Source organism: Rhizobium sp. S163 (assembly GCF_030380805.1).
Taxonomy (GTDB): Bacteria; Pseudomonadota; Alphaproteobacteria; order Rhizobiales; family Rhizobiaceae; genus Rhizobium.
The window spans coordinates 83,658-107,833 of sequence record NZ_JAUDSA010000014.1 but is presented as its reverse complement, the minus strand read 5'-3'; the positions used below and the strand labels follow the sequence as shown (position 1 = coordinate 107,833).

General features: G+C 56.8%; 25 protein-coding genes and 1 pseudogene. 8 read left to right on the top strand and 18 right to left on the bottom strand.

All coding sequences use genetic code 11. From position 1 onward, the window contains the following. Window positions 1–334: 334 nt before the first annotated feature. From QTL96_RS13355 to QTL96_RS13285, 15 genes are all read right to left on the bottom strand, one after another. Window positions 335–655, bottom strand: coding sequence for a hypothetical protein (locus tag QTL96_RS13355; RefSeq protein ID WP_289728005.1), 321 nt, complete (start codon window positions 653–655; stop codon window positions 335–337). A 35-nt stretch (window positions 656–690) separates the two neighbouring features. Further along, a complete protein-coding gene (locus tag QTL96_RS13350; RefSeq protein WP_289728004.1) occupies window positions 691–1,569 on the bottom strand; it encodes a hypothetical protein in 879 nt (292 codons plus the stop codon). A 406-nt stretch (window positions 1,570–1,975) separates the two neighbouring features. Next, window positions 1,976–3,757, bottom strand: a complete 1,782-nt coding sequence (locus QTL96_RS13345; RefSeq protein ID WP_289728003.1) for a glycoside hydrolase family 15 protein — start codon at window positions 3,755–3,757, stop codon at window positions 1,976–1,978. Further along, window positions 3,757–4,656, bottom strand: a complete 900-nt coding sequence (locus QTL96_RS13340) for an SDR family oxidoreductase (protein WP_289728002.1) — start codon at window positions 4,654–4,656, stop codon at window positions 3,757–3,759. The genes QTL96_RS13345 and QTL96_RS13340 overlap by 1 nt, the downstream gene beginning before the upstream one ends. A gap of 154 nt (window positions 4,657–4,810) precedes the next feature. Further along, window positions 4,811–5,686, bottom strand: a complete 876-nt coding sequence (locus tag QTL96_RS13335) for an alpha/beta hydrolase (protein ID WP_289728001.1) — start codon at window positions 5,684–5,686, stop codon at window positions 4,811–4,813. Window positions 5,687–5,834: 148 nt separating this feature from the next. After that, complete coding sequence (locus QTL96_RS13330) at window positions 5,835–6,371, bottom strand: DUF4142 domain-containing protein (RefSeq protein ID WP_289728000.1); 537 nt, start codon at window positions 6,369–6,371, stop codon at window positions 5,835–5,837. A gap of 14 nt (window positions 6,372–6,385) precedes the next feature. After that, window positions 6,386–7,435, bottom strand: coding sequence for an alpha/beta hydrolase (locus tag QTL96_RS13325; RefSeq protein WP_289727999.1), 1,050 nt, complete (start codon window positions 7,433–7,435; stop codon window positions 6,386–6,388). A gap of 23 nt (window positions 7,436–7,458) precedes the next feature. Continuing rightward, on the bottom strand, window positions 7,459–9,249 hold the full coding sequence (locus QTL96_RS13320; RefSeq protein ID WP_289727998.1) for a YbhB/YbcL family Raf kinase inhibitor-like protein: 1,791 nt from the start codon (window positions 9,247–9,249) through the stop codon (window positions 7,459–7,461). A 291-nt stretch (window positions 9,250–9,540) separates the two neighbouring features. Next, window positions 9,541–11,307 carry a malto-oligosyltrehalose trehalohydrolase gene (treZ, locus tag QTL96_RS13315; protein ID WP_289727997.1) on the bottom strand — a complete coding sequence of 589 codons (1,767 nt, stop codon included), beginning with the start codon at window positions 11,305–11,307 and terminating at the stop codon, window positions 9,541–9,543. Then, the gene (locus QTL96_RS13310) at window positions 11,304–12,077 is read right to left on the bottom strand and encodes an SDR family NAD(P)-dependent oxidoreductase (RefSeq protein ID WP_289727996.1); all 774 of its coding nucleotides are present in this window, start codon (window positions 12,075–12,077) and stop codon (window positions 11,304–11,306) included. Before QTL96_RS13310 ends, treZ begins: the two co-directional genes overlap by 4 nt. 134 nt (window positions 12,078–12,211) lie before the next feature. Then, entirely contained in the window at window positions 12,212–12,799 is a 588-nt protein-coding gene (locus QTL96_RS13305) for a cysteine hydrolase (RefSeq protein WP_289727995.1), read from the bottom strand. A 28-nt stretch (window positions 12,800–12,827) separates the two neighbouring features. After that, window positions 12,828–13,049 carry a hypothetical protein gene (locus tag QTL96_RS13300; protein ID WP_289727994.1) on the bottom strand — a complete coding sequence of 74 codons (222 nt, stop codon included), beginning with the start codon at window positions 13,047–13,049 and terminating at the stop codon, window positions 12,828–12,830. After that, window positions 13,046–13,306 carry a DUF982 domain-containing protein gene (locus QTL96_RS13295; RefSeq protein ID WP_289727993.1) on the bottom strand — a complete coding sequence of 87 codons (261 nt, stop codon included), beginning with the start codon at window positions 13,304–13,306 and terminating at the stop codon, window positions 13,046–13,048. The genes QTL96_RS13300 and QTL96_RS13295 overlap by 4 nt, the downstream gene beginning before the upstream one ends. 224 nt (window positions 13,307–13,530) lie before the next feature. Then, window positions 13,531–14,145 carry a flavodoxin family protein gene (locus QTL96_RS13290; protein WP_289727992.1) on the bottom strand — a complete coding sequence of 205 codons (615 nt, stop codon included), beginning with the start codon at window positions 14,143–14,145 and terminating at the stop codon, window positions 13,531–13,533. Beyond that, complete coding sequence (locus tag QTL96_RS13285) at window positions 14,142–14,807, bottom strand: glutathione S-transferase (protein ID WP_289728155.1); 666 nt, start codon at window positions 14,805–14,807, stop codon at window positions 14,142–14,144. Before QTL96_RS13285 ends, QTL96_RS13290 begins: the two co-directional genes overlap by 4 nt. Window positions 14,808–15,008: 201 nt before the next feature. Between QTL96_RS13285 and QTL96_RS13280 the strand changes: the two genes are divergently transcribed. The 5 genes and pseudogenes from QTL96_RS13280 to amyA all read left to right on the top strand — a co-directional run bounded on the left by QTL96_RS13280 (window position 15,009) and on the right by amyA (window position 18,959). Beyond that, window positions 15,009–15,350 carry a hypothetical protein gene (locus tag QTL96_RS13280; protein ID WP_289727991.1) on the top strand — a complete coding sequence of 114 codons (342 nt, stop codon included), beginning with the start codon at window positions 15,009–15,011 and terminating at the stop codon, window positions 15,348–15,350. A gap of 59 nt (window positions 15,351–15,409) precedes the next feature. Continuing rightward, window positions 15,410–15,661, top strand: a complete 252-nt coding sequence (locus tag QTL96_RS13275; RefSeq protein ID WP_289728154.1) for a GlsB/YeaQ/YmgE family stress response membrane protein — start codon at window positions 15,410–15,412, stop codon at window positions 15,659–15,661. 4 nt (window positions 15,662–15,665) lie between these two features. Beyond that, on the top strand, window positions 15,666–16,160 hold the full coding sequence (locus tag QTL96_RS13270; protein ID WP_289727990.1) for a hypothetical protein: 495 nt from the start codon (window positions 15,666–15,668) through the stop codon (window positions 16,158–16,160). A 9-nt stretch (window positions 16,161–16,169) separates the two neighbouring features. Continuing rightward, window positions 16,170–16,620, top strand: a pseudogene (locus tag QTL96_RS13265) (YetF domain-containing protein). 851 nt (window positions 16,621–17,471) lie between these two features. Then, entirely contained in the window at window positions 17,472–18,959 is a 1,488-nt protein-coding gene (gene amyA / locus QTL96_RS13260; protein ID WP_289727989.1) for an alpha-amylase, read from the top strand. Window positions 18,960–19,207: 248 nt separating this feature from the next. Here the strand turns inward: amyA and QTL96_RS13255 are convergent, their stop codons facing one another. Further along, on the bottom strand, window positions 19,208–19,351 hold the full coding sequence (locus tag QTL96_RS13255; RefSeq protein ID WP_112819568.1) for a DUF1127 domain-containing protein: 144 nt from the start codon (window positions 19,349–19,351) through the stop codon (window positions 19,208–19,210). Between the two features lie 354 nt (window positions 19,352–19,705). Here QTL96_RS13255 and QTL96_RS13250 point away from each other — a divergent pair, with 354 nt between their 5' ends. Continuing rightward, the gene (locus tag QTL96_RS13250; protein WP_113199179.1) at window positions 19,706–20,617 is read left to right on the top strand and encodes a DMT family transporter; all 912 of its coding nucleotides are present in this window, start codon (window positions 19,706–19,708) and stop codon (window positions 20,615–20,617) included. A 227-nt stretch (window positions 20,618–20,844) separates the two neighbouring features. Continuing rightward, the gene (locus QTL96_RS13245; RefSeq protein WP_289727988.1) at window positions 20,845–21,414 is read left to right on the top strand and encodes a pyridoxamine 5'-phosphate oxidase family protein; all 570 of its coding nucleotides are present in this window, start codon (window positions 20,845–20,847) and stop codon (window positions 21,412–21,414) included. Window positions 21,415–21,425: 11 nt separating this feature from the next. Here the strand turns inward: QTL96_RS13245 and QTL96_RS13240 are convergent, their stop codons facing one another. Together QTL96_RS13240 and QTL96_RS13235 are read right to left on the bottom strand one after the other, a co-directional pair. Then, window positions 21,426–22,790 (bottom strand): HAMP domain-containing sensor histidine kinase, encoded by a 1,365-nt coding sequence (locus tag QTL96_RS13240; protein ID WP_289727987.1) that lies wholly within the window; start codon window positions 22,788–22,790, stop codon window positions 21,426–21,428. Continuing rightward, window positions 22,787–23,452 (bottom strand): response regulator transcription factor, encoded by a 666-nt coding sequence (locus QTL96_RS13235; RefSeq protein WP_289727986.1) that lies wholly within the window; start codon window positions 23,450–23,452, stop codon window positions 22,787–22,789. Before QTL96_RS13235 ends, QTL96_RS13240 begins: the two co-directional genes overlap by 4 nt. Before the next feature lie 137 nt (window positions 23,453–23,589). On the opposite strand from QTL96_RS13235, the gene QTL96_RS13230 reads away from it, so the two are divergent. Next, window positions 23,590–24,090, top strand: a complete 501-nt coding sequence (locus QTL96_RS13230; RefSeq protein ID WP_289727985.1) for a hypothetical protein — start codon at window positions 23,590–23,592, stop codon at window positions 24,088–24,090. Window positions 24,091–24,176: the final 86 nt, after the last annotated feature.

Here is a 24,176-nt window from a genome sequence, read left to right as displayed (position 1 = left end):
ACGCAAGGTGGACCTGTCCTCACCCCATCCATCGTTAGCGCCGGAAAGAACGTCAAAAAGGCGGGACCCGGCCGCGTAGCATTGGGTAGCGAGACAAATGGAAACCGAGGGTGGTCTTCTCGATCACAGCCGCCGCGACGCATACGTCGGCTTCACGTCCAGTCATCATCGCTCTCCCCACCTGTCTCTCGCAAACAGGTGAACAGACACAAGGCTTTGCTCAAGCTGTTTCGGACGCCACATGATAAAGCTTTTTCGGCTTTCCGCCCGCACGGAAGTATCCATGACAGGGGGCGTCATTGATAATCCTGTCCGGATTTATTTCTTTCGATACCTAATCACGCCAGTAGTTGTCGATGATGTGGTGACCATTTCCCAAAATGCGCTCCCCGATGGCGGGATCGCCCCCGCGCAACGTCTCAGGATCACCGCCGCATAGGCGAATGAACGCAACCTGTTGTACGGTAAAGGTGAAGTAGTCCTGGTGCGTGGGCTCGAAGTCCAGACCAGCGTCCTTGATGCCGTGTTCGACTTCAGCGGCGGCGTCTGAGATTGCTGTGAATACGGTCTTAAGCATTCTGCGTTCGGCGGCTTGCCTGATCTCGATGAAGCGACGCTGCTCAGGTGTCGGGAGCGTGCAAGTGTTGTCGGTCATGACCATTTCCTTGTGGTTTAATTTGCTGTTGGGGCCTATCTGGTTGCTGGGTCCTGTCGTGCCCGCCGGCGCTCCCTCGCCTTCGCCATCGATCTAGCCGGACGCAGTTCCTCTAAGGTCGGCTGCCACCATCCCCGCAGCCGCTCGTAATCGCTCGGTTCCGTTCGCGCCGGCCAGGTATGAACAAGCTCATCCAAGGTGGCTGCCCGCCATCCGGCCCAAACGCGTTCGTCATCGATACCAGGGTGGTGCTCGGCTACTTCTTCTGGATCGACGAGTTCCCCAGTGATCTCTGTCAAAACGACGATCCCATAGGCGCTGGTCGCGACTGCTCGTTCCAACGGCGGAAGATCGTAACTCGGTACGGGTAATCGCTTCTTCCTTCGTTCAGACACCTTCCGTTTGGCTTTGGCCTCTCCATCGGTTCCCTTGCGGGCCTGGGCGCGCTTGCGTCGCTCCTCAGGCTCAGCTCTCTCTGCTGCTCGTTCGATCACTTCCCATCGATGCTGGAGATTGTCGTAGGAAGCGTAGGGAACTTCCCAGGCCTTCTCGTCGCCATTCCAGCGCGCGAATGGTATCTGCCGAAGCTCGTCTACCACAGTGCGCGAATATGGAGTGCGTATCAGGAAACCAGTCGCGATGACGTCAAGATAGGGGCTGAGAATAGGTTCGAACTGATAGGCGTCGCGGCCTCGCTCCTGCTCGTAGGGATCGTGCCGATTTGCTTCGGATGCGAGCCATTTGTCGATGCGGCGGCGAGCTGTGACGCCAGGAACGGTCCAGGCCTTCAGCGCGTCGCTCCAACGGGCGTTGGGAAAAGCCTCGCGGAACCGGGCGACGATCATCCGGTCGAACGCGAACGACACCGTTTCCTGTGGCTTGTCGCTTGTTACGTTCTTGTTTTCATCAATCATGGAAAGAGAACGGTCCGCCACTAAAGCGGTTTCGGCTACGGGAGCCACTTTCGTCAAAAAAGAGCGTCGAAGTCTAAAAAATCACATTCGTCGCCGCTCTAGGCCTTTTCGTTTCCTCCATTCCTTAAGCACATCGCGGCGTTCGATTGTCTGGAGTTGTTGAAGGTCTCTCAGGCATATCATCGGTTCTCGAACTAGGCATTGACCTTTTCGCGCGGGTTGCCCTCTCGCTTCACGGCGGCCTCGACCTCGCCCTCTACACGCGATCCTTCTCGGCGTTCCACCCACCTCGTGATCCACCGACCAAGAGACGGCGCATGGTCAGGTCAGACGGTCCCGAGGACGTAATGCATGTTGGCACTCAGATCTGATCCGCACTACATTCGATACCGAACCGCGTGAACGGTCATCGGTTCTCCTCGATGGAAAATATCGCGTGCAGCAAAGCGAGATGGCTAAGGCCCTGTGGGAGGTTCCCCAGTCCTTCGCCGGTGGCGGGGTCGATCTGCTCAGTGAGAATTCCAAAGTTGTTGCCGAGCTTTCCCAAAAGCGCTTTCAACAAAACCTCGGCTTGGTCGACTTGGCCTAGGAATGCATAGGCTTCCACCAACCAACACGAACAGGCGACGAAAGCGCCCTCTTCCTTGTCGGCATCCGTGTATCTGTACACCAATGGCCCAACGGCTAGATTGCGCTCGATCGCAACGAGGGTTCTGGACAGCCGTTCGTCGTGCTCGAAACCGAACCGGGTGGTTAGTAAGAGTGAGGCGTCAAGCTTTTGAGAACCTGCATAGAAGGTGTAAGACTGCATTTGCTCTGACCAGCAATTTTCGTCGATCCACTGTTTGACGCGCTCACTTTCGAGCTCCCAGCCGTCGGCGTCGCCGGCAATGTGACCATCACGCGCCAGCTGTGCGGCCTTTGAGAGAGCCAGCCAGCACCCGATCTTGGAAAACGTATAGTGCTGTTCGTCCTCCAGTTCCCAGATGCCAGAATCCTTTATTTTCCATCGCTCCGTGCATTGATCAGCAAGGCGTGCCAGCAATTTCGCCGCGTGGGGATCGATAACGTGCCCCATTTGTGCGAACAGCGATGCGGTTTCGAGGATATCGCCATAACAGCTAAGCTGGATCTGCTCCTTGGCGCGGTTCCCGGTTCTAACAGGAGAAGAGCCCTTGTATCCCGGAACGTCGATGATGCTCTCGTCCGGTACTTCCTTCCCGGCCAGGGTATAGACGACCTTCGGCCTTGGTTCGTCCTTGCCAAGGGTGCGTACAAGCCACCCGAATGCGCCGATCGATTCCTGAAGAGCGCCGGCGCGTAACAGTGCCTTGATGGTATAGGCGGCATCCCTAATCCAGGCATAGCGATAGTCGTAATTTTTATCGCCGCCGATGCGTTCAGGTAGGCCAGAGGTCGCGGCCGCGGCGATCGCCCCGGTCTTCGAGAACACCAAAAACTTCAACGAAAGAGCGCAACGTTTCAGATCGGCCGCAAAGACGCCGTCGTAGGTGAGCTGTTCCGTCCACCGACGCCATTCCTGATCACTGAGATCGATACGCGCGTTGACTTCGCAAAGGGTCGGGATAGCCAATGGTGCCTGATCTGACACAAGAAGGGCAACGCACGTCTCATCACCTGCATGAGCCGTCCACCGGGCAGTGGTGAGAGTATCCTCATCCTCGGTGATTTCGATTTCTGGCTCGTGGCAAAATGTAGTTACGAGATCGCCGATATAGCGAACCGCCGCATTCGAATGATCAATGCGGCGGACTGACCCCCGTGCACATATGGGTGTCAGCCGAATATCGAAGGCGACGTGTCCAGATAAGCCTTCGATCCGCCGCGCCAGCTCGCACCAGGGCAAACGCCCCGCTACCCCGCTGTTCAGAGATTCCGTGATCCGTGCCGTGCCGGTCGCTGTTATAAACACGGTCTCAAGCACGTTGCTGCTCTCGCGATAGCGCCGCTCGATATGAAACGGCTCTCTCGGCGTGATGGAAAACCTGCCGCCAGAGGCGTCGTGCAGCCTGTTGAACAATGGGGGCGAGTCCATGTCGGGCGCGCACCACCAGTCAATCGATCCGTCGGCTCCAACAAGCGCGAGCGACCTGCCATCTCCGATAGCAGCGTAGTGCTCTAGCGGGAGAAAGCCGTGGGATCGCTTCGGAATCAATGAAGTGAGCATCAGGGCAGCGTGTTGCCGCCTGTTACACCGAACACTTCGCCAGTTATGTAGCTCGACTCTTGAGTGGCCAGAAACACGTAGATTGGAGCGCATTCCGCAGGCTGTCCGGGTCTCTTCATAGGAACCTCACTACCGAACTTTTGGATAACGTCCTGCGTTTGGCCACCCGACGTCTGCAACGGGGTCCAGAATGGTCCTGGGGCAACAACATTGACCCGGATGCCCTTGGACAAGACCTGTTTCGACAACGCCTTGCTGAAAGCGACGATGGCGGACTTGGTTGGCGCGTAGTCAAGGAGGGTTTCCGACGGCTGATAAGCTTGGATCGACGCTGTGTTGATGATCGTCGCGCCAGCGGGCATCATTGGCAATGCTGCTTTGCATACCCAGAACAGCGCATAAACATTCGTCTTGAACGTCTCGTCAAACTGCTCAGTGGTCAGATCCTCGATGCTATCGATCGCCTTCTGCCGCCCAGCGACATTCACGAGTAGGTCGAGACCGCCGAGCGCGGCATGTGCTTTCGAAACCAACTCTTTGCAAAATTCTTCGCTTTTCAAGTCGCCGGGAATGGCTACAGCCGTTCGACCTTCGGCTTCGATCAGTTTAACGACCTCATCGGCGTCCGACTGTTCCTCGGGGAGGTAATTGATTGCAACGGCGGCGCCTTCGCGCGCATAAGCAATTGCCGCAGCGCGACCGATGCCGGAGTCGCCGCCCGTGACGAGCGCCTTGCGGCCGTTTAGACGGCCAAGACCTTTGTAGCTTTGTTCACCGTGGTCCGGAAGGGGCTCCATCTTGCTGGCAAGGCCTGGAACGGGCTGAGGCTGCTTCGGGAATTCGGGCTGCGGATATTGAGTAAGTGGGTTCTGAATATCGAACTGGTTGGCGGAAGCCATAAACAAACACCTTTCTGATGAGACCAATCTACAAGCTCGGTCAGCGTAGATGGTTCCGTCGCAATTCAAGGTGTTCACGCAAGAGTTATGGACGAAGTACGCCGTCTCGCTCACGCGGCTGCGCCTAGCTCGTTCGTTCACCGCCTTGGAAGGCTCAGCACATAATCTTCGATGATCCAAGGAACCGGGACAGCGCCGCCGCCAGGTCATTAGGGTTTTCTTCGGCGACGTGATGCCCGCTGTCGATCCCGAAACCGTGAACATCTGTCGCCCACCTCTTCCAGATTTGCAGAGGGTCACCCACAGTCTCAATGAGGTCATCTTTTTTTGACCACAAGCAAAGCAGCGGGCACAGTATCTTCTGACCGGATGCGCGCGTTTCCATCTCATCGCGCCTGTCGACAGTGAGTCCGGCCCGGTAGTCCTCGATCATGCCATGGACTACACTCGGGTCGGATACGGCCGCGATGACGTCCTGGTAAGCGTCTTGACCCATCAAACTCGGCGACAGCTTGTCGTACCAGGCCAATGGGTCCGCGTTGATTGCCCTCTCCGGCTTCTCGGACTGTGCGAAGAAGAACCAGTGATACCAATCCCGAGCGAACTGCCAGTCCGTTCGCTCCAGGTGTTCGATGATCGGCACACTGTCGATGACAACAGCTTTCTCAACTGCGTCCGGGTGGTCTACCGCTAACCTAAATGCGACGTAGCTACCGCGATCATGACCGACTACGGAAAACCGGCTATGTCCAAGGTAGCGCATGAGGGCAACGCAGTCGTTCGCCTTCTCGCGCTTCGAAGAATTGACATTGCCCTCGGCATCTTTCGGCTGAAATGATTGACCGAAACCTCTGAGGTCAGGACAAACGACCGTGAATTGGGTGGCAAGGATGTCAGCAACCTGACCCCAGGTCATGTGTGTCCTCGGATGTCCGTGAAGCAGAAGAAGCGGCCGACCCGCGCCGCCATAGCGAACCCTGAGTTTTCCGGGGCCAACGTCGATGAAATTTAGTTTAAACCCTTCAAACACCGGCCCTCCTCCGCTAGGTCAAGATCGTTTTCGATAATGCAATCCCGTTCAGTGAGGTTGCCCAGAAGCTTACGGGGTTGATCGGAGATACGAGAAACTCGCAACTATGTGACCGCGCGTTCGCAACTTTGCGAGTTCTCCAAACCGCCTATTCTTCAGCAATAATCATTTTGATGTGTGCGAGGTGAGTTTCCAGTGCCGCGAGAGTTTCTTTGGCAAATCCGACGATCGCTTGATTGTCCCCTGACCCGGCATAAGTGCGAAAAATGCCCACCGCCTCCAAATGCGCTTGCGCCTGCGTATCGAGGTATAGGATATCGAAATCCTTGCCCTTAGCGCCTTTCAACTGATCCAACATTTTCTGATGCTTGGGGGCGAGCTCCATAGGCGGCGTCTCCAGCTTTTTCGCCTCAAGCAGTTTTTTCAACTTGTCACCGGCCTTTTTGTGATCGGCGATAATCATCGTTGCCGTATCCTTGATGCTAGCGTTGGTCGCGTCCTTCAGAGCCAGTTCGCTCGACTGTATTTCGAATTCGTTCGCGCTTGCGACTGTCTTCACGAACGAATTCGTGTCGATCATCATCATAGGCGCCGCATCGCCGGTCGGCTCCGGCTTCATCTCGGCGGCCGTCAACGGCTGGGCCAAAAGGGTGGCGGTCAGTGTGATGTACGGGAGGATGCGCATCTTGTTCTCCTTGATCATTTCGCGGACCCAAAAGCTTTGGTGAGATCGGCATTGGCGGCATCGACTGCGGTTTTCGCCTTGTCGATTACTTTCGCCATCCCGAAAAACTCGTGAGTCACCCCATCGACACTGATCAAGTTGACCTTCACCCCCGCCTCTCCCAGCTTCTTTGCATAGGTCTGCCCTTCCGACCGCAACGGATCGATCTGCGCCGTAACTACGGTTGCGGGCGGTAACCCCTTAAGGTCCTTCCTTCCGACGAGGTTTATGCGGGGATCAGACGTTTGGTCTTTCGACGTGAAGACGTTCGAGATGAACCACTCCATATCAGCTTTTCCGAGAGGCAGCGCGTTGGCGTTCTCCTGGTATGACGGCGTGTTCGTGTCGTTGCCCGCGATTGGATAGACGAGCAGCTGGTAGACCGGCATCGTCGTCTTCTTTTCTTTTGCCATCAGCGCCACGTTCGCGGCTAGATTACCCCCTGCGCTTTCGCCGGCGACTGCAACGCGCTTGGCATCACCATTCAGCGTGTGGACATTCTCCACGAGCCAAGTGTACGCGGCCCACGCGTCGTCATGCTGGGCCGGAAATTTGCTCTCCGGGGCATGATGATAGTCGACCGAAATCACCAAGGCTTTTGAACCGAGCGCAAGGGCCCGAGGCGTTGCGTCGTAAGTGTTGAGATCGGCAACTACCCAGCCGCCGCCATGGAAGTATAGTACAACGGGGAACGGCCCTTCGCCTTCCGGGATATAGGCTCGCGCGGGCAGCGCGCCACCAGCGGTGGGGATAGCAAAATCTTTTGTCGCAACCTTCGCCTCGGGGTAAGGCGAGACCTTCTGATCGCGCTGCACGGTGCGAGCAGCGTCAGCTGGACTGGCCTGCGTTCGGGCATCCGAAACGCTTAGTGTGTGAAAAGGCTTGGCCTGGAGTGCGTTCAAGGCGTCGAGAACAGGCTGCATCTGCGGATCGGGCTTTGCCTGACTTGCCATTGCCACCGTCGCGAGAAGCGAGAGAGCTGCGGCGGCACCGAGAGAACGGATTGGGTGGATGTTAAGTGACATGACAGCTCCTTCGAACGAAAAGGTTATTTTTGGGGCGGCTCAATGCTCTGGCCGTAGGTTCCGACAAGCTCTCCCTTGCCGATGACATGCCCGGAGGCAGCCTCGAGAAACGCGTCACGATCAGAGGTCGCTGGGATATCGAGAAGTGCATCGAGGGCCAGCACCTGGAAATGGTAATGGTGTACGGGGTCGCCGACGGGAGGCTTCGGACCGAAGTATCCATGCGTCCCAGAGCTGTTGCGACCTTGGAGCACGCCCTCAGGTTCAACAATCCGCAATTGTTCCTGTAGTCCTTCCGGCAGCTCGGTCACGCCTGCGGGTATGTTCCAGGCCACCCAATGCACGAACGGCTTGATTGGATGCGAATCTGGGTCTTCCATAACAATCGCATAAGACGCCGCACCTTTCACAGCCTTCCAGCGAATGGCTGGCGAGACGCCGTCGGCATATTCGCTGTGCTTTTTGGGAATTGCCGCATCAGAAGCGAAGGAATCGGATGAAACCGAAAGCGATGCCTCAGTCCTCGTTGCCGGGCGATCCTTGGCAAGCGGGACCTCAACGCCCCTCGCGGCTTGGTTTTCCATCGGTTTGGCTGGCGCGGTTCTTGAACCCACCGCCTTCTTTGCATCGCCGTTATAGCTAACGCGATAAATGACGCCGTTGGCGTCGTCTGCCATCAAGAGCGCTCCATCCTTTGCGACGGCAAGGCCGACCGGCCGGGCAAAATGGGTCTTGCCGCCGTCAGAGAGAAAGCCCGTGAGAAACGGCTCGATGCTCTTGGGCTGTCCGTCCTCGAAACGAATTCGAACGATCTCATAGCCCGAGGCCGGGTTCCTGTTCCAAGAGCCACGCATTGTCGCGAACGCATCGCCCTGATATTCGGCGGGAAAGGCTGATCCGCTATAGAATTTCAGTTGCATTGGTGCGGCATGTGCCACGTAGCCAAGAACCATGGGCTCGCTCTGATCTCGCCATTGTTCCTTCGTCAGGCCGCCGACCGGGGTGGATTGCGGATAGATGTCACTGGCTCCAAAGACATGTGGCCAGCCATACTGTTTGCCTTGTTCCAAACGATTGAGTTCTTCGGGCTGGACCTCGTCCCCGAGTAGATCGATACCGTGGTCGAGACCCCACAGCTCGCCGCTCTGCCGGTTCCAGTCAAAGCCGATCGTGTTCCGCAGACCCGATGCGAAGATCGTCCGGCTCTTGCCATCCGGCGTAACGCGAAGGATCGTTGCGTTCTCTGCATTGCTCTCATTGCAGGCATTGCACGTCGAACCGACGCTGATGTAAAGCATCCCGTCCGGTCCAAACGCCATCACGCGGTTCGGGTGCTGCCCCGCATCCGGGAGATCGCCGATGATCATCTTGATTTCGCCAAGCGTCCCGTCCTCCTTGATATCTGCGACGAAAACTTCCTTGACCGTGACGAGGTAAAGCTTGTTGTCTTTGATTGCCAAGCCGTGTGCCTGCGCTCGGGAGGCGACCTTGATCGGAGCGGCATCAGCCTTTCCGTCGCCGTCAACGTCCTTGAGCAACAGGACGTCTCCCTCTTCGCGACGGCTGACGTAGACGTCACCCTTTTCGGAAACGGCGATAATTCGCGAATTTCCAAGACCTTTTGCGAAGGTCTGTACCGTGAAATCCGTAGGAAGCTTCAGCTGACCTAACCGGTCGCTCGTCGGTTGGACTTTGTTCGGCTTGAATACGTTAGTGGTGATTTGGACGTCCGTTCCGTCGCCCTGCTGGGCCTGTGCTGTCGAAACGAGTGTGATTGCCGCCACAATCGCGACAGAGCCAAAGCGATATCCCATAATTGTTCCTCCGGTGCGCAGGCCAAACCTGCGTCACAGGAACAGGTTCCCGTATCCCTCACCTTATTTGGAAATCCCGTTGCTGGTCACGCGGAGCAGGATCGCAAACATTTGCACGACCGACCTGTGCAACCCTGAACACTCGCAAGCGTTCTCTGTCGCTGTCGGCCTGTAGAGCAAGCCTTCTCAGATTGGCATCTTGAAGTGCGACTAGCCATTCAATCTGTGGAAACGACCTTTGTCCCACGCGCGGAAGATTTTCGTTCAAAGCGCATGTCGACGAACAATCCGTCAGCCTGAGCACGCCCAGACCTCTACAGAGAACGCGGGAATATCCGAGCCTACGCAACGGGAGGTTTCATAAATCTTGGAGCCCACCGCGTCCGGTCGTGGAAGGTTGGTCTTTGAAAGATTTGCCCGAATCTGCAACGTGGCGGTCCCCAGTCGCCAGTCGATAAACAGACAGCCTTCAGGCGCATCAAGCGCAGAACTCGAGTGCTCCGATACGTCTTTCAGCAACGGGACGATCCACCGCTGTCGCACTCCAATCAGAGTTGCTAAAAATTTCGACCAAGCTGCCCCTCCCTCGGTTTCATTATCGTTCCAGTCAAGCTTGCTCTTGTTGAACGTCGTCATGTCGTTGGGGTCTGGGATATCAGAGGCAGAGGCTCCCTCGGGAATGCCGCCAAAGTTTGAAGCTTCCTTTGGTCTGTTGTCGCGAACCGCCTTGGCCATTTCGCCTCCATAGTCCGCAAAGAAGTGAAAAGGCCGAGGTGAAAGATGATCGTCTCCCATGAACACCATTGGGATTTGGGGCGAGAGCATAAGCATTTCGACGAGTGCGCGGTACAGCTGTCGATTGATACCGAGATGCAGCCTGTCACCGAAAGCGCGATTACCGACCTGATCGTGGTTTTGCAGAAAATGTATGAAAGCGGTTGGCAGGAGAGAAGCGGAAGGTGGTGGATTGTCTGTGAGGACGCCACTGCCCGGATTGAGATACCCCTGCGTCACAATTTTTCGTAGAAGCTGCCAAGGGTCTTGGTCGAAGGCCTCGTAGTAGCCCGTCTTTTCGCCGGTTACGGCAACATGCATCGCATGATGGAAATCGTCATTCCAGTCAGCGCTGTACAAACGTCCGCTCAGCCGTTCCGCTGTGAGGTCCGTACTATTTGCCGGGTTTTCTGTTATCAGGTGTATCCTTCGACCATTGATCTCGGATCGCACGCGCTGGGCAAGTTCCTCCAAGATGTGCAGATCGCTTTGATCCCTTATTTGATCGATAGCGTCGAACCTCAACCCATCAAAACGGAACTCTGTGAGCCAGTATAGGGCGTTCTCAACAAAATAGGCGCGCACCTCAGGTCGGCGGAAGTCGATGGCAGCGCCCCAAGGCGTGGAGACGTCGTCTCGAAAAAATTGAGGTGCGTAGTCACCAAGATGATTACCTTCCGGACCGAAATGATTGTAGACCACGTCGAGAAACACCATCACACCATGGCAATGGGCCGTATCGACTAGCATTTTGAGATCGTCCGGAGTGCCATACGCGTTGTGCGGGGCAAAGTGGAGGACCCCGTCGTAACCCCAACCGCGCTCGCCTGGAAAGTGTGCCAACGGCATGAGTTCGATGGCAGTGAATCCGATCTCGGCCAGATATGCGATCTTCTCTGCCGCCGCTTTGAAAGTTCCGTCGCGGGTGAATGTCCCTATGTGCAACTCATAGATCACGGCTTCTTCCCAGTCTCGACCCTTCCAGCGACCGACCTGCCAGTTGTATTTATTGGCGTCCGTTAGGATCGAAGGTCCGTCCAGCGCCATGGATTGTCGTCGCGACGCCGGGTCTGCAATCCTGTGACCATTGCCGAGGACGAAGCGGTAGGCGGTGCCGGCAGTGGCTTGTTCATCCGTGCGATGCCAACCATCTTCGGTTTTCGCCATGGAGATGAGCCTGTTATCAAGCTCAAGTAAGACGCGAGCTTGGGAGGGGGCCCAAATCTGAAATCGTGTACGACCGTCCTTTAAGACGATCGGTCCCCAAGTCTGCTCGGTCTTCATCGCAAAAGCCCCTGTCCCCCGTCGACCCAGATTGGTGATCCGGTGATGTGCCTTGCCTTGTCTGATGCCAAGAACGCGATGACAGCCGCCACGTCCGAACTTTTGCCGGGTCTGCCGCCTGTAATAGGAACCTGGCCTTCCGGCCAGATAACCGGGATAGCGGTCTGCTCCTCCTGACGAAGGGCGGTGTTTGCGTCGATATTCGTCTCGATCTCACCTGGGCAGACTGCATTGATGCGAATGTGATGACGAGCGAGTTCGAGCGCCAGCTGCTGCACCATGGCGACTTGTGCAGCCTTGGTCGCCGTGTATGCAGTCGCACCCGGCGTTGTGAAGGTCCGGGTCCCATTGATCGACGAAACCACGATGATCGACCCACCACCCGAACGCTTTAAAAACGGGACCGCAGCGCGGATTGTCAGGAAGGTCCCGGTAAGGTTCGTGGAGATGGTTTTATTCCATTCTTCCAGCGTAAGATCATCGATGGGAGCCCACGCGCCGTTGATTCCGGCGTTCGCCACGACGACGTCGAGGCCCCCGTAGCGTTGCACCAACTCGCTGGCTGCCTCTTCCATCTGTTTTTGATCGGCTATATCAGCATTCAAGACACAGGAATTTCCGCCGTTTTCGGTGATTTCATGCATCGTTGCGTCAAGATCGTTCTGGCTGTGCCCAAGCAAGCCGACGCAATAGCCTTCTGAAGCAAGTGACTGGGCCGAGGCCCTGCCAATGCCTGATCCTGCACCCGTGACCAAGGCGACCTTCTGCATGTGACCCCCATATAAGTGCTTGGCTTGAAACGCCATCGTTAACTCGGATCCATCGAGACAGTTCCACGTACGCTCGGGTACTGAGGTGCGCGGCTTAGTGACCTAATGGGAATGCGCAAAGTGCACATCGGGAGTTAGCCGACGTTCGCCAGCAGCTCTTCCGTCGAAGTCACCTCCACCTGCACGGAAAATCTCACCCCTAGCAGTTTCAGCGCGGAATCGTGAGTGGCATCAGCTCCGCTACAGACTGCGTCGTGCGGAATGATGACACGGTAACCAAGGTCGATCGCACCCACTACTGTCGCAAGGACACAGACGTCTGTTTCACCGCCCGTGACGATAAGAGTATCAACGCCGTCGTGCGTTAGAAGCTGATGAAGGCGTCCATCAATCCAAGGAGAATAGGTCCGCTTATCAAATATTCGCGCGGGCGGTACAAATCGATCTAGCGCTGGTACCAGATCGATAAGCTCGCGGGGCAAGCGATCCAGCGTCATTTGATCCCATTTCTCGTAGTAGGCCTTCCATGCACCCGGCATCTGGCTCGCCGAGTATGGCGGGATGAAACGGGTGAAGACGGTCTCGGCGGTCAATCTTGCTGCCAATTCTTCGATTTGATCGGATACCTTCGCCATCCATGGCACGTTCCACGCGGTCTCCTCGTTGAACATGCGCTGCATATCGATACATAGGTGAGCCCACCGTGGCATGATCTCCTCCATGTTTTGCTGGTGACTTCGAGGCGACTGCCTATAAACCAAGTCCTAGTAATAGGGCCATTGCCATCAAAGCGATGAGGCCGATCAGCGCCAATCCCGTCGTAACGTAGTCAGAAAATCGGCTTGGCTCCGCATTCCTGATTTCCCCCTTGGTCCCCAAAACAGCGGAGAAGCCGGCCAGCATCCAGCAGATCAGCGTCAACGATCCTAAGATGATCGCCCAGTTCAATGTCATCGCTGAAATCGCTGTCATGCGAGCACCTTCGCAGCAACCGCGGCTTCTATAAAGCTTTCGCGTGCCAGTTCTGCACTTCCGTGCTGGGTTAAGGCTCTAAGGCATCGCAGTATTGCCAAGCGGAATTCCGGGCCATCTTTTGATGGCCACTGGCATCGTAACGCCGATAGCGCGGCGTCTGGGCCATCGATCCTATTACGGGTATAGCCCCTCATCTGCACGTGGACAGGAACCGCCCATCGAAGTTGGAAATCGACATCTATGACGATCGGCATGAGGCACCTCTATCTGCGACCTCATGTAAAACTTCATGGCGGACGGCGAGTTCCTACGGCTAGGGTTTGGTCCGCAACCGCACGAACGCCAGCTTCGCACAACCGGTCAGATATTCATCTGTAGCAAGCCGCTCCCCGTCTGCCCGCTCGGCATCGAACGCTTCGGAGGAATGAAATCCTCCAGCTGTCGGATTGGCGTGTTTCTCTCTCAAACTCCGTGACCTTCACTGCTTCTCACCCGGATATTGGGTTTTGCTCAACAAGCCCGCGAGATGAACCGTGTTGCGTACGAGCATGTCGACGGCTGTTGTCACCACCTCTGGTACCTTGTCGAGGTCTACAAAGTTCTTGCTCCCCATTGCTTCGCCCACCCAGTAGGCGACTGCGTTGGCGGGGATGGTGAAGCCGACATCGTTCAGGGCTTGGTAAATCTCCGCAGAAACGTGATGTGCGCCATCCTCGTTTCCGACTACGGCGACTGCAGCAACACGGCCATAGGAAACCATGCGCCCCTCGTCATCCGTCTCCTCGAGGAATGCATCCATGCGCTCCAGCGCTCGCTTAGCGACTGAAGAGGGCTGCCCGATCCAGATGGGTGTCCCAATTATTAGGATATTTGCATCGAGGATCGCTCGTCGGATATTGGGCCACTCGTCGCCTGATCCTTCGTCGGATGTGACACCTGGTTTGATGTCATGATCAGCCAAGCGGATCGTTTCAACCTCGACATGGTTTTCGCGCAACCGATGCCCAATCAGGTCGAGCATTCGCTCGGTGGAGGACGGCTCGCCTCCGCTAGATTTTAAGGTGCCGTTCAGGGCGATTGCCTTGAGGGTCATTGGTTCGTCTCCTTTGACGATCTCGACGGACCGAATGCGTAGGGTCCGCCCTTTGCCAGGGCCCGATGATAGGCAGGACGGGCGTGGATACGTGTGAGCCAGTTTTTGATCGCTAGGTGGTTATTTCCGAGGAGCCCACGGGCCTCTGCCGCCTCAACCGGGAAGCTCATCATAATGTCGGCCGCGGTGAAATCGGTGCCAGCGAACCAGTCGCGAGCGACGAGCTCCTGCTCGACGAAGTTCAAATGCGCATCGAGCATCGGACGGATACGCTTCAATGCGAACCGGCCGAAAAATGGAATCTTGGATGCGAGGAGACTGGCGAATAGGATCGGCATGAGCGAACCTTCGGAATAGTGCAGGTACTGGCGATATGACACAGCATCACTCCGTGCAGCGGGGACGCCTAATTTGCCGTCTGCCGTGGCAACTAAATATTCGACGATTGCTCCGGTCTCTACCAACACTATACGGCCAGCAGGGCTATTGAGGTCCTCAACGATCGGAGCCTTCCCGAGCGGGTGAACTGCCTTCAACTCGGCGGGGGCCGACATATCTTCATTGCGCTCGTAGAAGCGAATTGCGTAATCGACGCCCAGTTCCTCCATAAGCCAGAGGGCGCGTTGGGAGCGGCTGTTGTTGAGGTGATGGACGATAAACAGGTAAATTCTCCACGGCCAGGACGAACATGGAGAATCTAGGTGGGCCTCAATGGTTCCAATGGTCTTCTGATGCTCAGGAGGATGGCGTCGACTTTCTCGCGACATCAGGGCCTTAAAGTCCCGTCAATTGCAGTGTCCCATCCGGCGGCCTACCTTCACACAGGCGCCGGTGCGCGTTGATCAAGGGTTTGCGGGCCTTTGGTGATCCTCGCGCAGACAAAATCTGGTGAGGCGCTGCCCGCCCCTTCTCCGCCCAACGCCGTCCTCAGCCAAAGGGTCGCGTGGAAGACGGAAGTCTCCGGTCTGCAATTTTGCGTTTTGGTACAGAGCCTGATCGCCAGTCCATTGCGCTACATGAATCAGCAGGAATTAGAAATCGTTGTTTTCAACAAAAATTCCCTGAAATCCCTCCAGACGTTGGCTGGCAAGCGCGTCCTCGTGGTGGAAGATGAGCACTACGCGGCGATCGAGTTACCGCCGAGCAACGTGAAGGCTAACAATCGAAAGTGCCAAGCCTCCCGTCCCCATGCCGTGCGCGATTGACGACTTCGCGAGGAAGCCTAGTTCATTTTATCATCAATGACTTCTATCGGGGAATTCACATGGAGCAGGCGGGAATCGGCTGGATAGCGGCAATCATCGTCGGCGGCATTGCAGGATGGCTCGCCGAGCAATTCATGAAGACCAACAAGGGCGTCATGATGAACATCATCCTCGGCATTGTCGGTGCGATTGTCGCCAACGCCATCCTCTCACTTTTTGGTTTCGTGCTGGGCGGCTCGCTCGGTTTCCTCATTGCTGGCTTTGTTGGTGCCTGTATCCTGATCGCCATCGAGCGAATCTTTCGGCGTTGACGTCATGGCGTCCGCGCGAACAAGATTGCCAGAGGGTGTCGAAGATCACGGCGCCTTCCAGCGCAGGTTCTGGACGGCGCAGCGCGTCGCCTGGATTGTCTTCACTCTGATCCTCGCAGGATGCCTATTCGGTGCCTTTGGTGGAGGTGGCTATCTGTCGCGAACCGTGGTGATCGCCGAGACAGGCGCCGTCGACTACCCGGTGATCACACGCTGGAACGCTCCCGACACCCTCGGTGTCACGTTCGCCCCTTCAACTGAGGATCGAGTATTCTTCGTGGATGGACGCTTCTTCAACATCTTCTCAGTCGAGGGAATCGATCCGCCGCAGAAGGCAATACTCGCAAAGGACGGGCTTGCAGGCTACGTCTTCGCTAGCGATCCCACGAACCCAACGCACATAACTTTCCGGCTTCAGACCCAGGCACCAGGATTGCATTCCGCGAGTTTCGGCGTCGACGGCGAAGTCGCGGAGCCCAAACTCTTCATATTCCCGTAAGGTTTAAACATGGATGCCGTTTTCCGCGGTCTTGCGATCTACTTCGTGCTGTTGATCATCATCCGGCTTTCCGGGCGGCGCACGCTTGCTCAGATGACGCCCTTTGACCTCGTCATCGTCCTCGTCATATCTGAGACAACGCAGCAAGCGATGCTCGGGGACGATTTCTCTATCACCAATGCCATCCTTCTCATCCTGACGTTGTTCACCACCGACATCGCGCTCTCATACGTGAAACGATGGTGGAAAAAAGGCCGGACATGTCATCGACGGTGTTCCAACGGTCTTGGTGACGGACGGCAAGTTTGACGAGCGCGCGCTGCGGGGAAGCCGGCTCGACAGGGAGGATATCATGGAGGCGGCCCGATCTCAGGAAGGCATTGAAAGCGTTGCCGACATCAAGTTCGCGATCCTCGAGGTCAGCGGAAACATCAGTATAATCCCAAAAACGGATCAGTGATCCCCGGTGGAGAGATACCATGTGGACATTTTCCGTTTCCCGCGGCACCCGCTTTGTTAAGCGGTTCGGCCGCCATTTTGCCCGGGCGACTATGGCCTGCGGGCCCGACCGCGCCAGACCGTGCTCGGCACCATGTCTAAATCCTCTTCGATAGAAGCCCAAGGCGCCCATGTTCAGTGGCCCTCCAGTGCATTCTTGGGCTGCTCATCCTCGCGGGGAGCCCGCCATATATTAATGTTGTATTGGCGGCACCATGGATCATTCCGCTGGGAAGAACACGGACTTCCCACTCTATGACGAGAACGGCAACGCGCATCGGCGGCATTGCGGAACGTCACTGAGACGAAAACAGGTGTCGAACATAAGGGCGTGCTGTTTGCAGAGCTCCAGCATCGCGTGAGAAACATCATCGCGATGATCCGTTTCACCGCGCGAGATCGGCCGGTGCAGCGGTCGATGTCGAGGACTACAAGACGGCGCTTTTTGGTCGCCTGAGCCTCAGAGCATTTTTGCTTGATTCGTAGGGAACCAATTGCCGCCATTTACATTTTCCCCGCGCCAATTTGTGAGGGGATCGTGAGTAATCATTTTCATATCAATAGAATAATGTCTTCAGAAGTTCGCCAAGTCCTTCAGGTCGAAGAGTTCGCTGACCGATACGGTTTGGATGCCAAGCAGAAGCGCGATCTTGTCGCCCTATTCGGCCAGTTTGCGACCATTCAGGAGTTACTGACGAATTGTCGCCTTCCCGGGAAGTGCCGCTAAGGACGATACCCGGTCGTCGATGAAACTCGCCGCAAGTAAACAAGCACTTGACCCGCTTCCAGTCACCCAGTCCATCGAAGGCTAAAATGAGCAAGCGCACACTTTTCCAATTCTTCCATTGGTATTCAGCGGGTGATGGTCGCCTATGGAATGAAGTTGCCGAAAAGGCTCCCGACCTTGCCGGAATTGGGATCACCGACGCGTGGTTGCCGCCGGCCTACAAGGGAGCATCCGGGGCACATTCTGTCGGGTACGACACCTACGATCTGTTCGACCTGGGGGAGTTTGACCAAAAGGGGAGCAGGGCAACAAAATACGGAGACAAGGCTGCTCTTGAGACGGCTTGTCGGGCCCTTCTCGATCACGGCATCCGACCAATTCATGACGTCGTGCTAAACCACAAGATGGGGGCGGACGAGAAGGAACAGGTGGTCGTTCGACGCGTCAATCCCGAAGACCGTACGGAGATTGAGGAGGAAAACGTCAACGCGCTTGCCTACACGCGCTTCACGTTCCCTGGTAGGGGGGGGAAATACTCGGAGTTCATTTGGGACAAGCAGTGCTTCAGCGGCGTGGATTTGATTGAAGAACCAAGCGAGACCGGCGTCTACCGGCTGATGAATGAATATGGCGAGGGCCAGTGGAACGATCAAGTCGACGATGAACTTGGGAACTTCGATTACCTGATGGGTGCTGACGTCGAATTTCGAAACAAGGCTGTCTACGAGGAGCTGAAATACTGGGGCCGTTGGTTTTGTGAACAGGTACCGGTCGGAGGCTTCCGCCTGGACGCAGCGAAACATATTCCGGCTTGGTTTTTCAAGGATTGGGTCGGTCATATGCGCGACACGATCGGCACTGATCTATTCGTCGTCGCCGAGTATTGGCACCCCGATATGACGACGCTCTCCAACTACCTCGAGCTGGTCGACAAACAGTTGATGCTTTTCGACGTCGCGCTCCACCACCGTTTCCATGATGCTTCTAAAGCGGGTGGAGACTTCGACATGCGGACAATCTTCGATGGGTCGCTTGTTTCATCCATTCCCGACCATGCCGTGACGCTGGTCGACAATCACGACACGCAGCCTCTGCAGTCACTGGAAGCAACCGTCGAGCCCTGGTTCAAGCCCCTCGCCTACGCTTTAATACTTTTGCGCGAGCAAGGCACACCGTGTGTCTTCTATCCCGATCTCTATGGCGCGGAATACAGCGACATTGCAGACGACGGTAGCCAGCGTAAGGTGGAAATGCCGGCGATTGGCTGTTTGCCTAAGCTGGTCGAGGCGCGTCAGCGGTTTGCCAATGGTGCACAAGTCGATCATTTCGACGATCCGAGTGTCGTCGGTTTTGTCCGTCAAGGAACCGAAACTGAGCCGGGTTGCGTCGTGGTTATGTCGAATGGCGAGGCAGGACAGATTTCCGTGGATCTAGGCCCGGACCTTTCGAATACCGTGTATATGGATTATTTAGGTCACCACTCGATTGAGGTGACAACGGACGACCAAGGTATTGCGTGTTTCCCCACGAACGGAGGGAGTGTGAGCGTCTGGGTTCGGCGAGATACTCTTTAAGCCAATTTGCCGCGATCGTTGGAGGAGAGCGCTGACACAAGAGACCTGCCAGAGGCGGCAGCACTGGTCCGGGGCTTATTCGATCTGTGATGTTTTGGGCTGAGGGACGAGCCCTTGCGACGGTCGTATTTCCACAGGTCACGCAGGTGGCACGTGCCGCCGTCCGCCGTACGCTGGTGCTCTACCGGGAAAACAAAAGCGCCCACCAAAGTCTGGCAGGCGCTTCGAAGACGATCGGAGATGCTTGCTTATCGTGCAGCGGCGCGGGCAACATTATGGATGTCGCTGCGGTCAATCCCGAGATCGTGGAGTTCGCGATTGCTCATACGGCCGAGCTCGGAGACCGTCTGACGATACTTGCGCCAATTGTTGAGAGTGCGTGCTACGTTCATAATAATCCCCTTTCCTGGGCTTTCGAAGCTCAGCTGCCAGTCCTTGGCGCTTCGGTTGCTTCGATGAGTTCTATGTAATGTAGCGCTCGGCGATTTTGCAGCGCTAAGATGTGATCCCAGTCATGCAACGAACGCATGGCGGTGGCGAACTATTTGGCACACCGGTCACGGGCTTTTGCCAGAGCGCGGCCAATCTCATCGGGCCATCGAGCGTGTCCTCGAGGAGGGCGAGGCGTCTGCCGACGGTTCGAGACGTTCAAGACATCGACCGTACTGGAATGAGGACGGTCGATAGTGACACTTTGTAGAACGCGCGCTACTGAACCTGTCACAATGCCTCGATAAGAGAATGCCATGACCGCCGTTCGTCACCTCAACAAGCCATTGACTGGTATCGCTTTAGCCTCAGCTGGCTACTCATGCTTCGCGCTGCAGGATGCCATCGTAAAATGGCTCGTCACAGATTATGAAGTCCCACAGATCTTGTTCATGCGAAGCGCTGTCATCGTTCTGGTGACGGGAATTTTGCTTCGTATCTACCGACACCCTTCGATCCTGAAGAGCCCACATCGTGGAACTGTCGTTCTCCGCGCCGCGCTTATGCTCGGTGCGTGGCTCCTTTTCTATAACGCGGCCAAGTATCTGGGGCTCGCCGAACTTACAACGCTGTACTTTTCGGCTCCCATCATCACTGTGTTCCTGTCGATCCTGGTTTTGAAAGAAACGGTCGGGACGGGGCGATGGATTGCATGCGCCGGCGGTTTCGTAGGGGTTATCATAGCGGCCAACCCGACGCACTCACCCAACCTCATTCCCGCCGCAATGTGTATCGTGGCGGGCTTCTGCTGGGCGTGGAGCACAATCCTGATCCGCATCACAAGCCGCAGTGAAAGCACCCTTACACAGATGTATGCGACCAGCCTGCTCTTTGGGATCGCGTGCGCGGCATCCTTCCCATGGATCTGGAAAACCCCGGACTTGCAGGGCTGGGCCCTCATGCTCGGTCTAGGCGCTGTGGCCACTATCGGGCAATTTCTTCTCTACGAAGGGTTCCGCCTTGCTCCAGCATCTGCGCTGGCGCCTGTTGAGTACACAGGGCTCATATGGGCTTTTGTATACGGCTATGCGATTTGGGCTGAAGTACCAGCCTCGAACGTGTTCGTAGGTGCAGTCCTCATCGTCGTTTCAAGTCTCATTCTTGTTGCCTTTGAACATCACGGTTCGAAGCGCTTGAAACGTTCCGCAGCCGCGCAAGAGACGATCTGAAGGTCGTGGGTCCCGGACGGAGCGAAACCATAGCAGCGGTCGCGAAGCGCGACTGGCGCATTGGTAACGGAGGACCGACGCGTCGTTTTCGCTCCTTCGCGCTTGCACGCTCGTGAGATCCGGACAAAACCTGGTGTCGAACAATCATCGGAGCCATCCGTGTACGGGTATGAACGCGCAAGGTCAAATCCGACTCCCGGCATTGGCTCATTCATCGGAGACCGAACTTGAAGCTGCATGAAGTCGATGCCGCCGCCTGGGCCGATCTAGAACTGGCGGGCAAAGATCCGAACTCCGTCTTGCGCTACGTGAACCTTTGCTCGGTTGATCCTAACGGACATCCGCAGGCTCGCCTGGTCGTTCTGCGGTCTGCAAATGGGGAAACGCGCACAATCGAGATCCACACGGATACTCGGTCTCAGAAATGGCGCGAGATCGGTGCCAACCCATCGGTGACGGTCTTGGCATTTGACCAGGCCCGGGGGCAGCAACTTCGATTGCGGGGTACCGCGGAACGCCATGATCCAGGCAGCCCGCTTGCGACAGACGCATGGGACCGTCTGTCGCCCTGGACGCGCGCGACCTACGCTGGCGGGCCGCCGGGCAACCCGTCAACCGACGAGCGGCATGTGGCGGCTGAACACGGCGATGCAATTGGAAGGGTCAACTTCGGTGTCATCCTCTTCCGCGCTTCCGAACTCGACTGGTTCCAGTTAGGGCGTGGAGCAAATCGGCGAGTGATGTTCTCCTATGGTTCGGGTGGGACGCTCCTGGATACCCATGAGGTCAATCCCTAGCGACCTGGATCTCAGCCCGGCGTCTTCGGGAGCACGACAGTCGCCGACAAGCCTCCCTCGGGCAGGTTGATGAGCGTCACGCGCCCGCCGTAGAGCTCGCAGACCTCTCTGGCTATCGACAAGCCAAAACCGTCACCTGGCACGGTCTCGTCCAAGCGAACACCTGGGTTCATGACTTCAGTGATGTCGTCGCTGTCAATGCCCGGACCGTCATCCTCGATGACAATCGCGATCTCGCCGCCGTCAGCCCTGCCATTGATCCGAACAGACGATTTCGCCCACTTGAATGCGTTGTCGATCATTGCTCCCAGTATCTCGTCGACGTCCTCCGGCGCACACGCAACGGTCAACGTTCTCTCGACGTCGCTCGTGATCAGGAGATGCCTGTCAACGTAGAGCTTTTGCATCATCGCCACGATATCGCCGACGCACGGGCGCAGTTGTGTGGCGGGCGCCAAACCTGCCGCAGATACCCCTGCTCTCGCCCTTCCCAGGTGGTGCTTGATCTGACGGTCAATCCGGTCGACCTGTCGACGCGCTTCGCCTGTCGGATCGGCGTTGTCGTTTAATGCGAGATAGAGACTTGCCACAGGTGTCTTGAGCCCATGCGCCATGTTTGCGAATTGGAGCCTTGTCTCTGCGAGACGTGCCTGGTTTTGCTCGAGCAAACGGTTGATTTGCCCAACGAGCGGGCGCAGTTCTTCTGCCTGAGGCTGATTAAGCTCCCTCGCCCGACCGGACGAGACGTCGGCCAGCTCCTCGGCCAGCCTTCTAAGAGGTGAGAGGCCGTAACGTACCTGCAGCAGGATACCGACAACGAGCAGTCCACCCAACACAAGCATGGCCGGAACGAGAAGCAGCAGTGACCTTAGCACCGGCCTGATAAGAGCCGAACGCGGCGCGGTCGCGATGATCTCGACCTCTTTTCCGGCTGCAAACGACTGCGAGGTGAGGAAATGCAGTCCTTGCCCTCTGCCATCCCGTCCGTCGCCCGAGCGAGGGGATCCGGTCAGCAGGCTCCGCCAGTCAAATGGTTGTGGCGGATTTGACAGGCTTGCGCCTGCAAGAGAACGAGATGTCACACGCTTTCCAGCAGAAGTCACCTGCCAGTACCACCCTGAACCCGGCCGGTCGAATGGAGGCCCGTCGAGATTGCCGGCAACGGCAAGTGAGCCGTCGGCGCCAACCTTCATGGCGCTCCTGACGGCTTCGATTTGCACACTGAGCCGCTGATCAACCTGATCTCTCACGACATTGGCAACAATCAGAGCAAGGACGGCGCAGGCAACCACCAGTGCTGCAGAGGCATAGAAGATTGAGAAGGCGATGAGACGTCCCGCGATGGTCTTCGGCCTTCGTATCCGCGAGACGATCATCTGCCGCCTGCCGTCAACATGTAGCCGCGTCCACGCTCTGTCTCGATCCTGTCCGTTCCAATCTTGCGTCGGAGCCGCGCAATGATGACTTCGATTGAGTTGGAATCAACGTCGGCATCGCCTTCATATACTCTTTCGATCAGTTCTCTGCGGTCTACTATGACTTCCTTGCGCAGCATCAGGCAGGAAAGCACCCGCCACTCGAAGGCAGTGAGCTTCAAGGGTAATCCAGCAAGCTCGAATGTTCCGAGCTGGGCATCGAACGAGAGGTCGCCGCAGGCGATGATGGACGCTGCGTGGCCTGCGGAGCGTCGAACAAGGGCGCGCAGCCGCAGAACGAGCTCTTCGAGCCGGAATGGCTTTGTCAGGAAGTCATCCGCTCCTGCCTTGAACGCAGCAACTTTGTCTGGCCAGCCGTCACGGGCTGTCAAAACCAGCACCGGCAGCGTACGCTCGCCGTCCCGCCACGATTTCAAGACCGTGACCCCGTCAATCTTCGGGAGGCCTAGATCAAGGACGGCCGCGTCGAATATTTCCGTGAGACCGGCATGGACTGCGTCTTCGCCATTTCGGGCGACATCGACAACGAAGTTTTCCGACCGCAGGCTGGCTGCAATTTGGTGGGAGAGATCGGCATCATCCTCGACAAGAAGTACGCGCATAAGCACCCGGACGTTTTGTGTGAACTCACTATGAACTAGGGCGGGTTCGCTTAACTGAAACTGAACCGGGCCATTCAGTCTGCGTGCGGGCCGAAGATCTTATTCTCACCCTGTCAAAACCAACAGGAGACACTGCGATGTCTATCGAAGACAACACGCAAAATGCCCGCCCCGACCACAAGCACGGCCCCCGCAGGCGGCCCGCGATGCACTTTGCCGCTTTCGCCATTTCGGCGTTCGCGGTCCTTGCGGTCGGCGCAGCGGGCGGCGCAACGGCAATGAAGCTCACAAGACCGAGCATTGAGATGGCGCCTTTGACCCCAGTCGTGATCACAAGCCTGAAGGACAGCCGAAGCGTTGTGACGATCAAGGGCAACGTCGCGGAAATCTATGGCAACAAGTTCATTGTGCAGGACGACAGTGGTCGGGCCCTTATCGAGACTGGCCCTACTGGCGATGACGGGAAGCTCGTGGCGGTCGGCGAGCCTGTCAGCGTTCAGGGCAGGTTCGACGACGGGTTTCTTCATGCGAGCTACATCGTGCATCAAGACGGGAAAACTGACGCGCTCCGCCCGCCGCCCCCGCCGCGTCCACACGGTGGTCCGCTGGAAGAGGCCATGCGCCATATGAAGCCGTAGTCTCGTCTTGTGCGCAGAGCCACTGATTTGCGCACTGGTATTGGACGGAACTGGAGATTTCAACGATGTCTCCAGTTCCGGTCTCG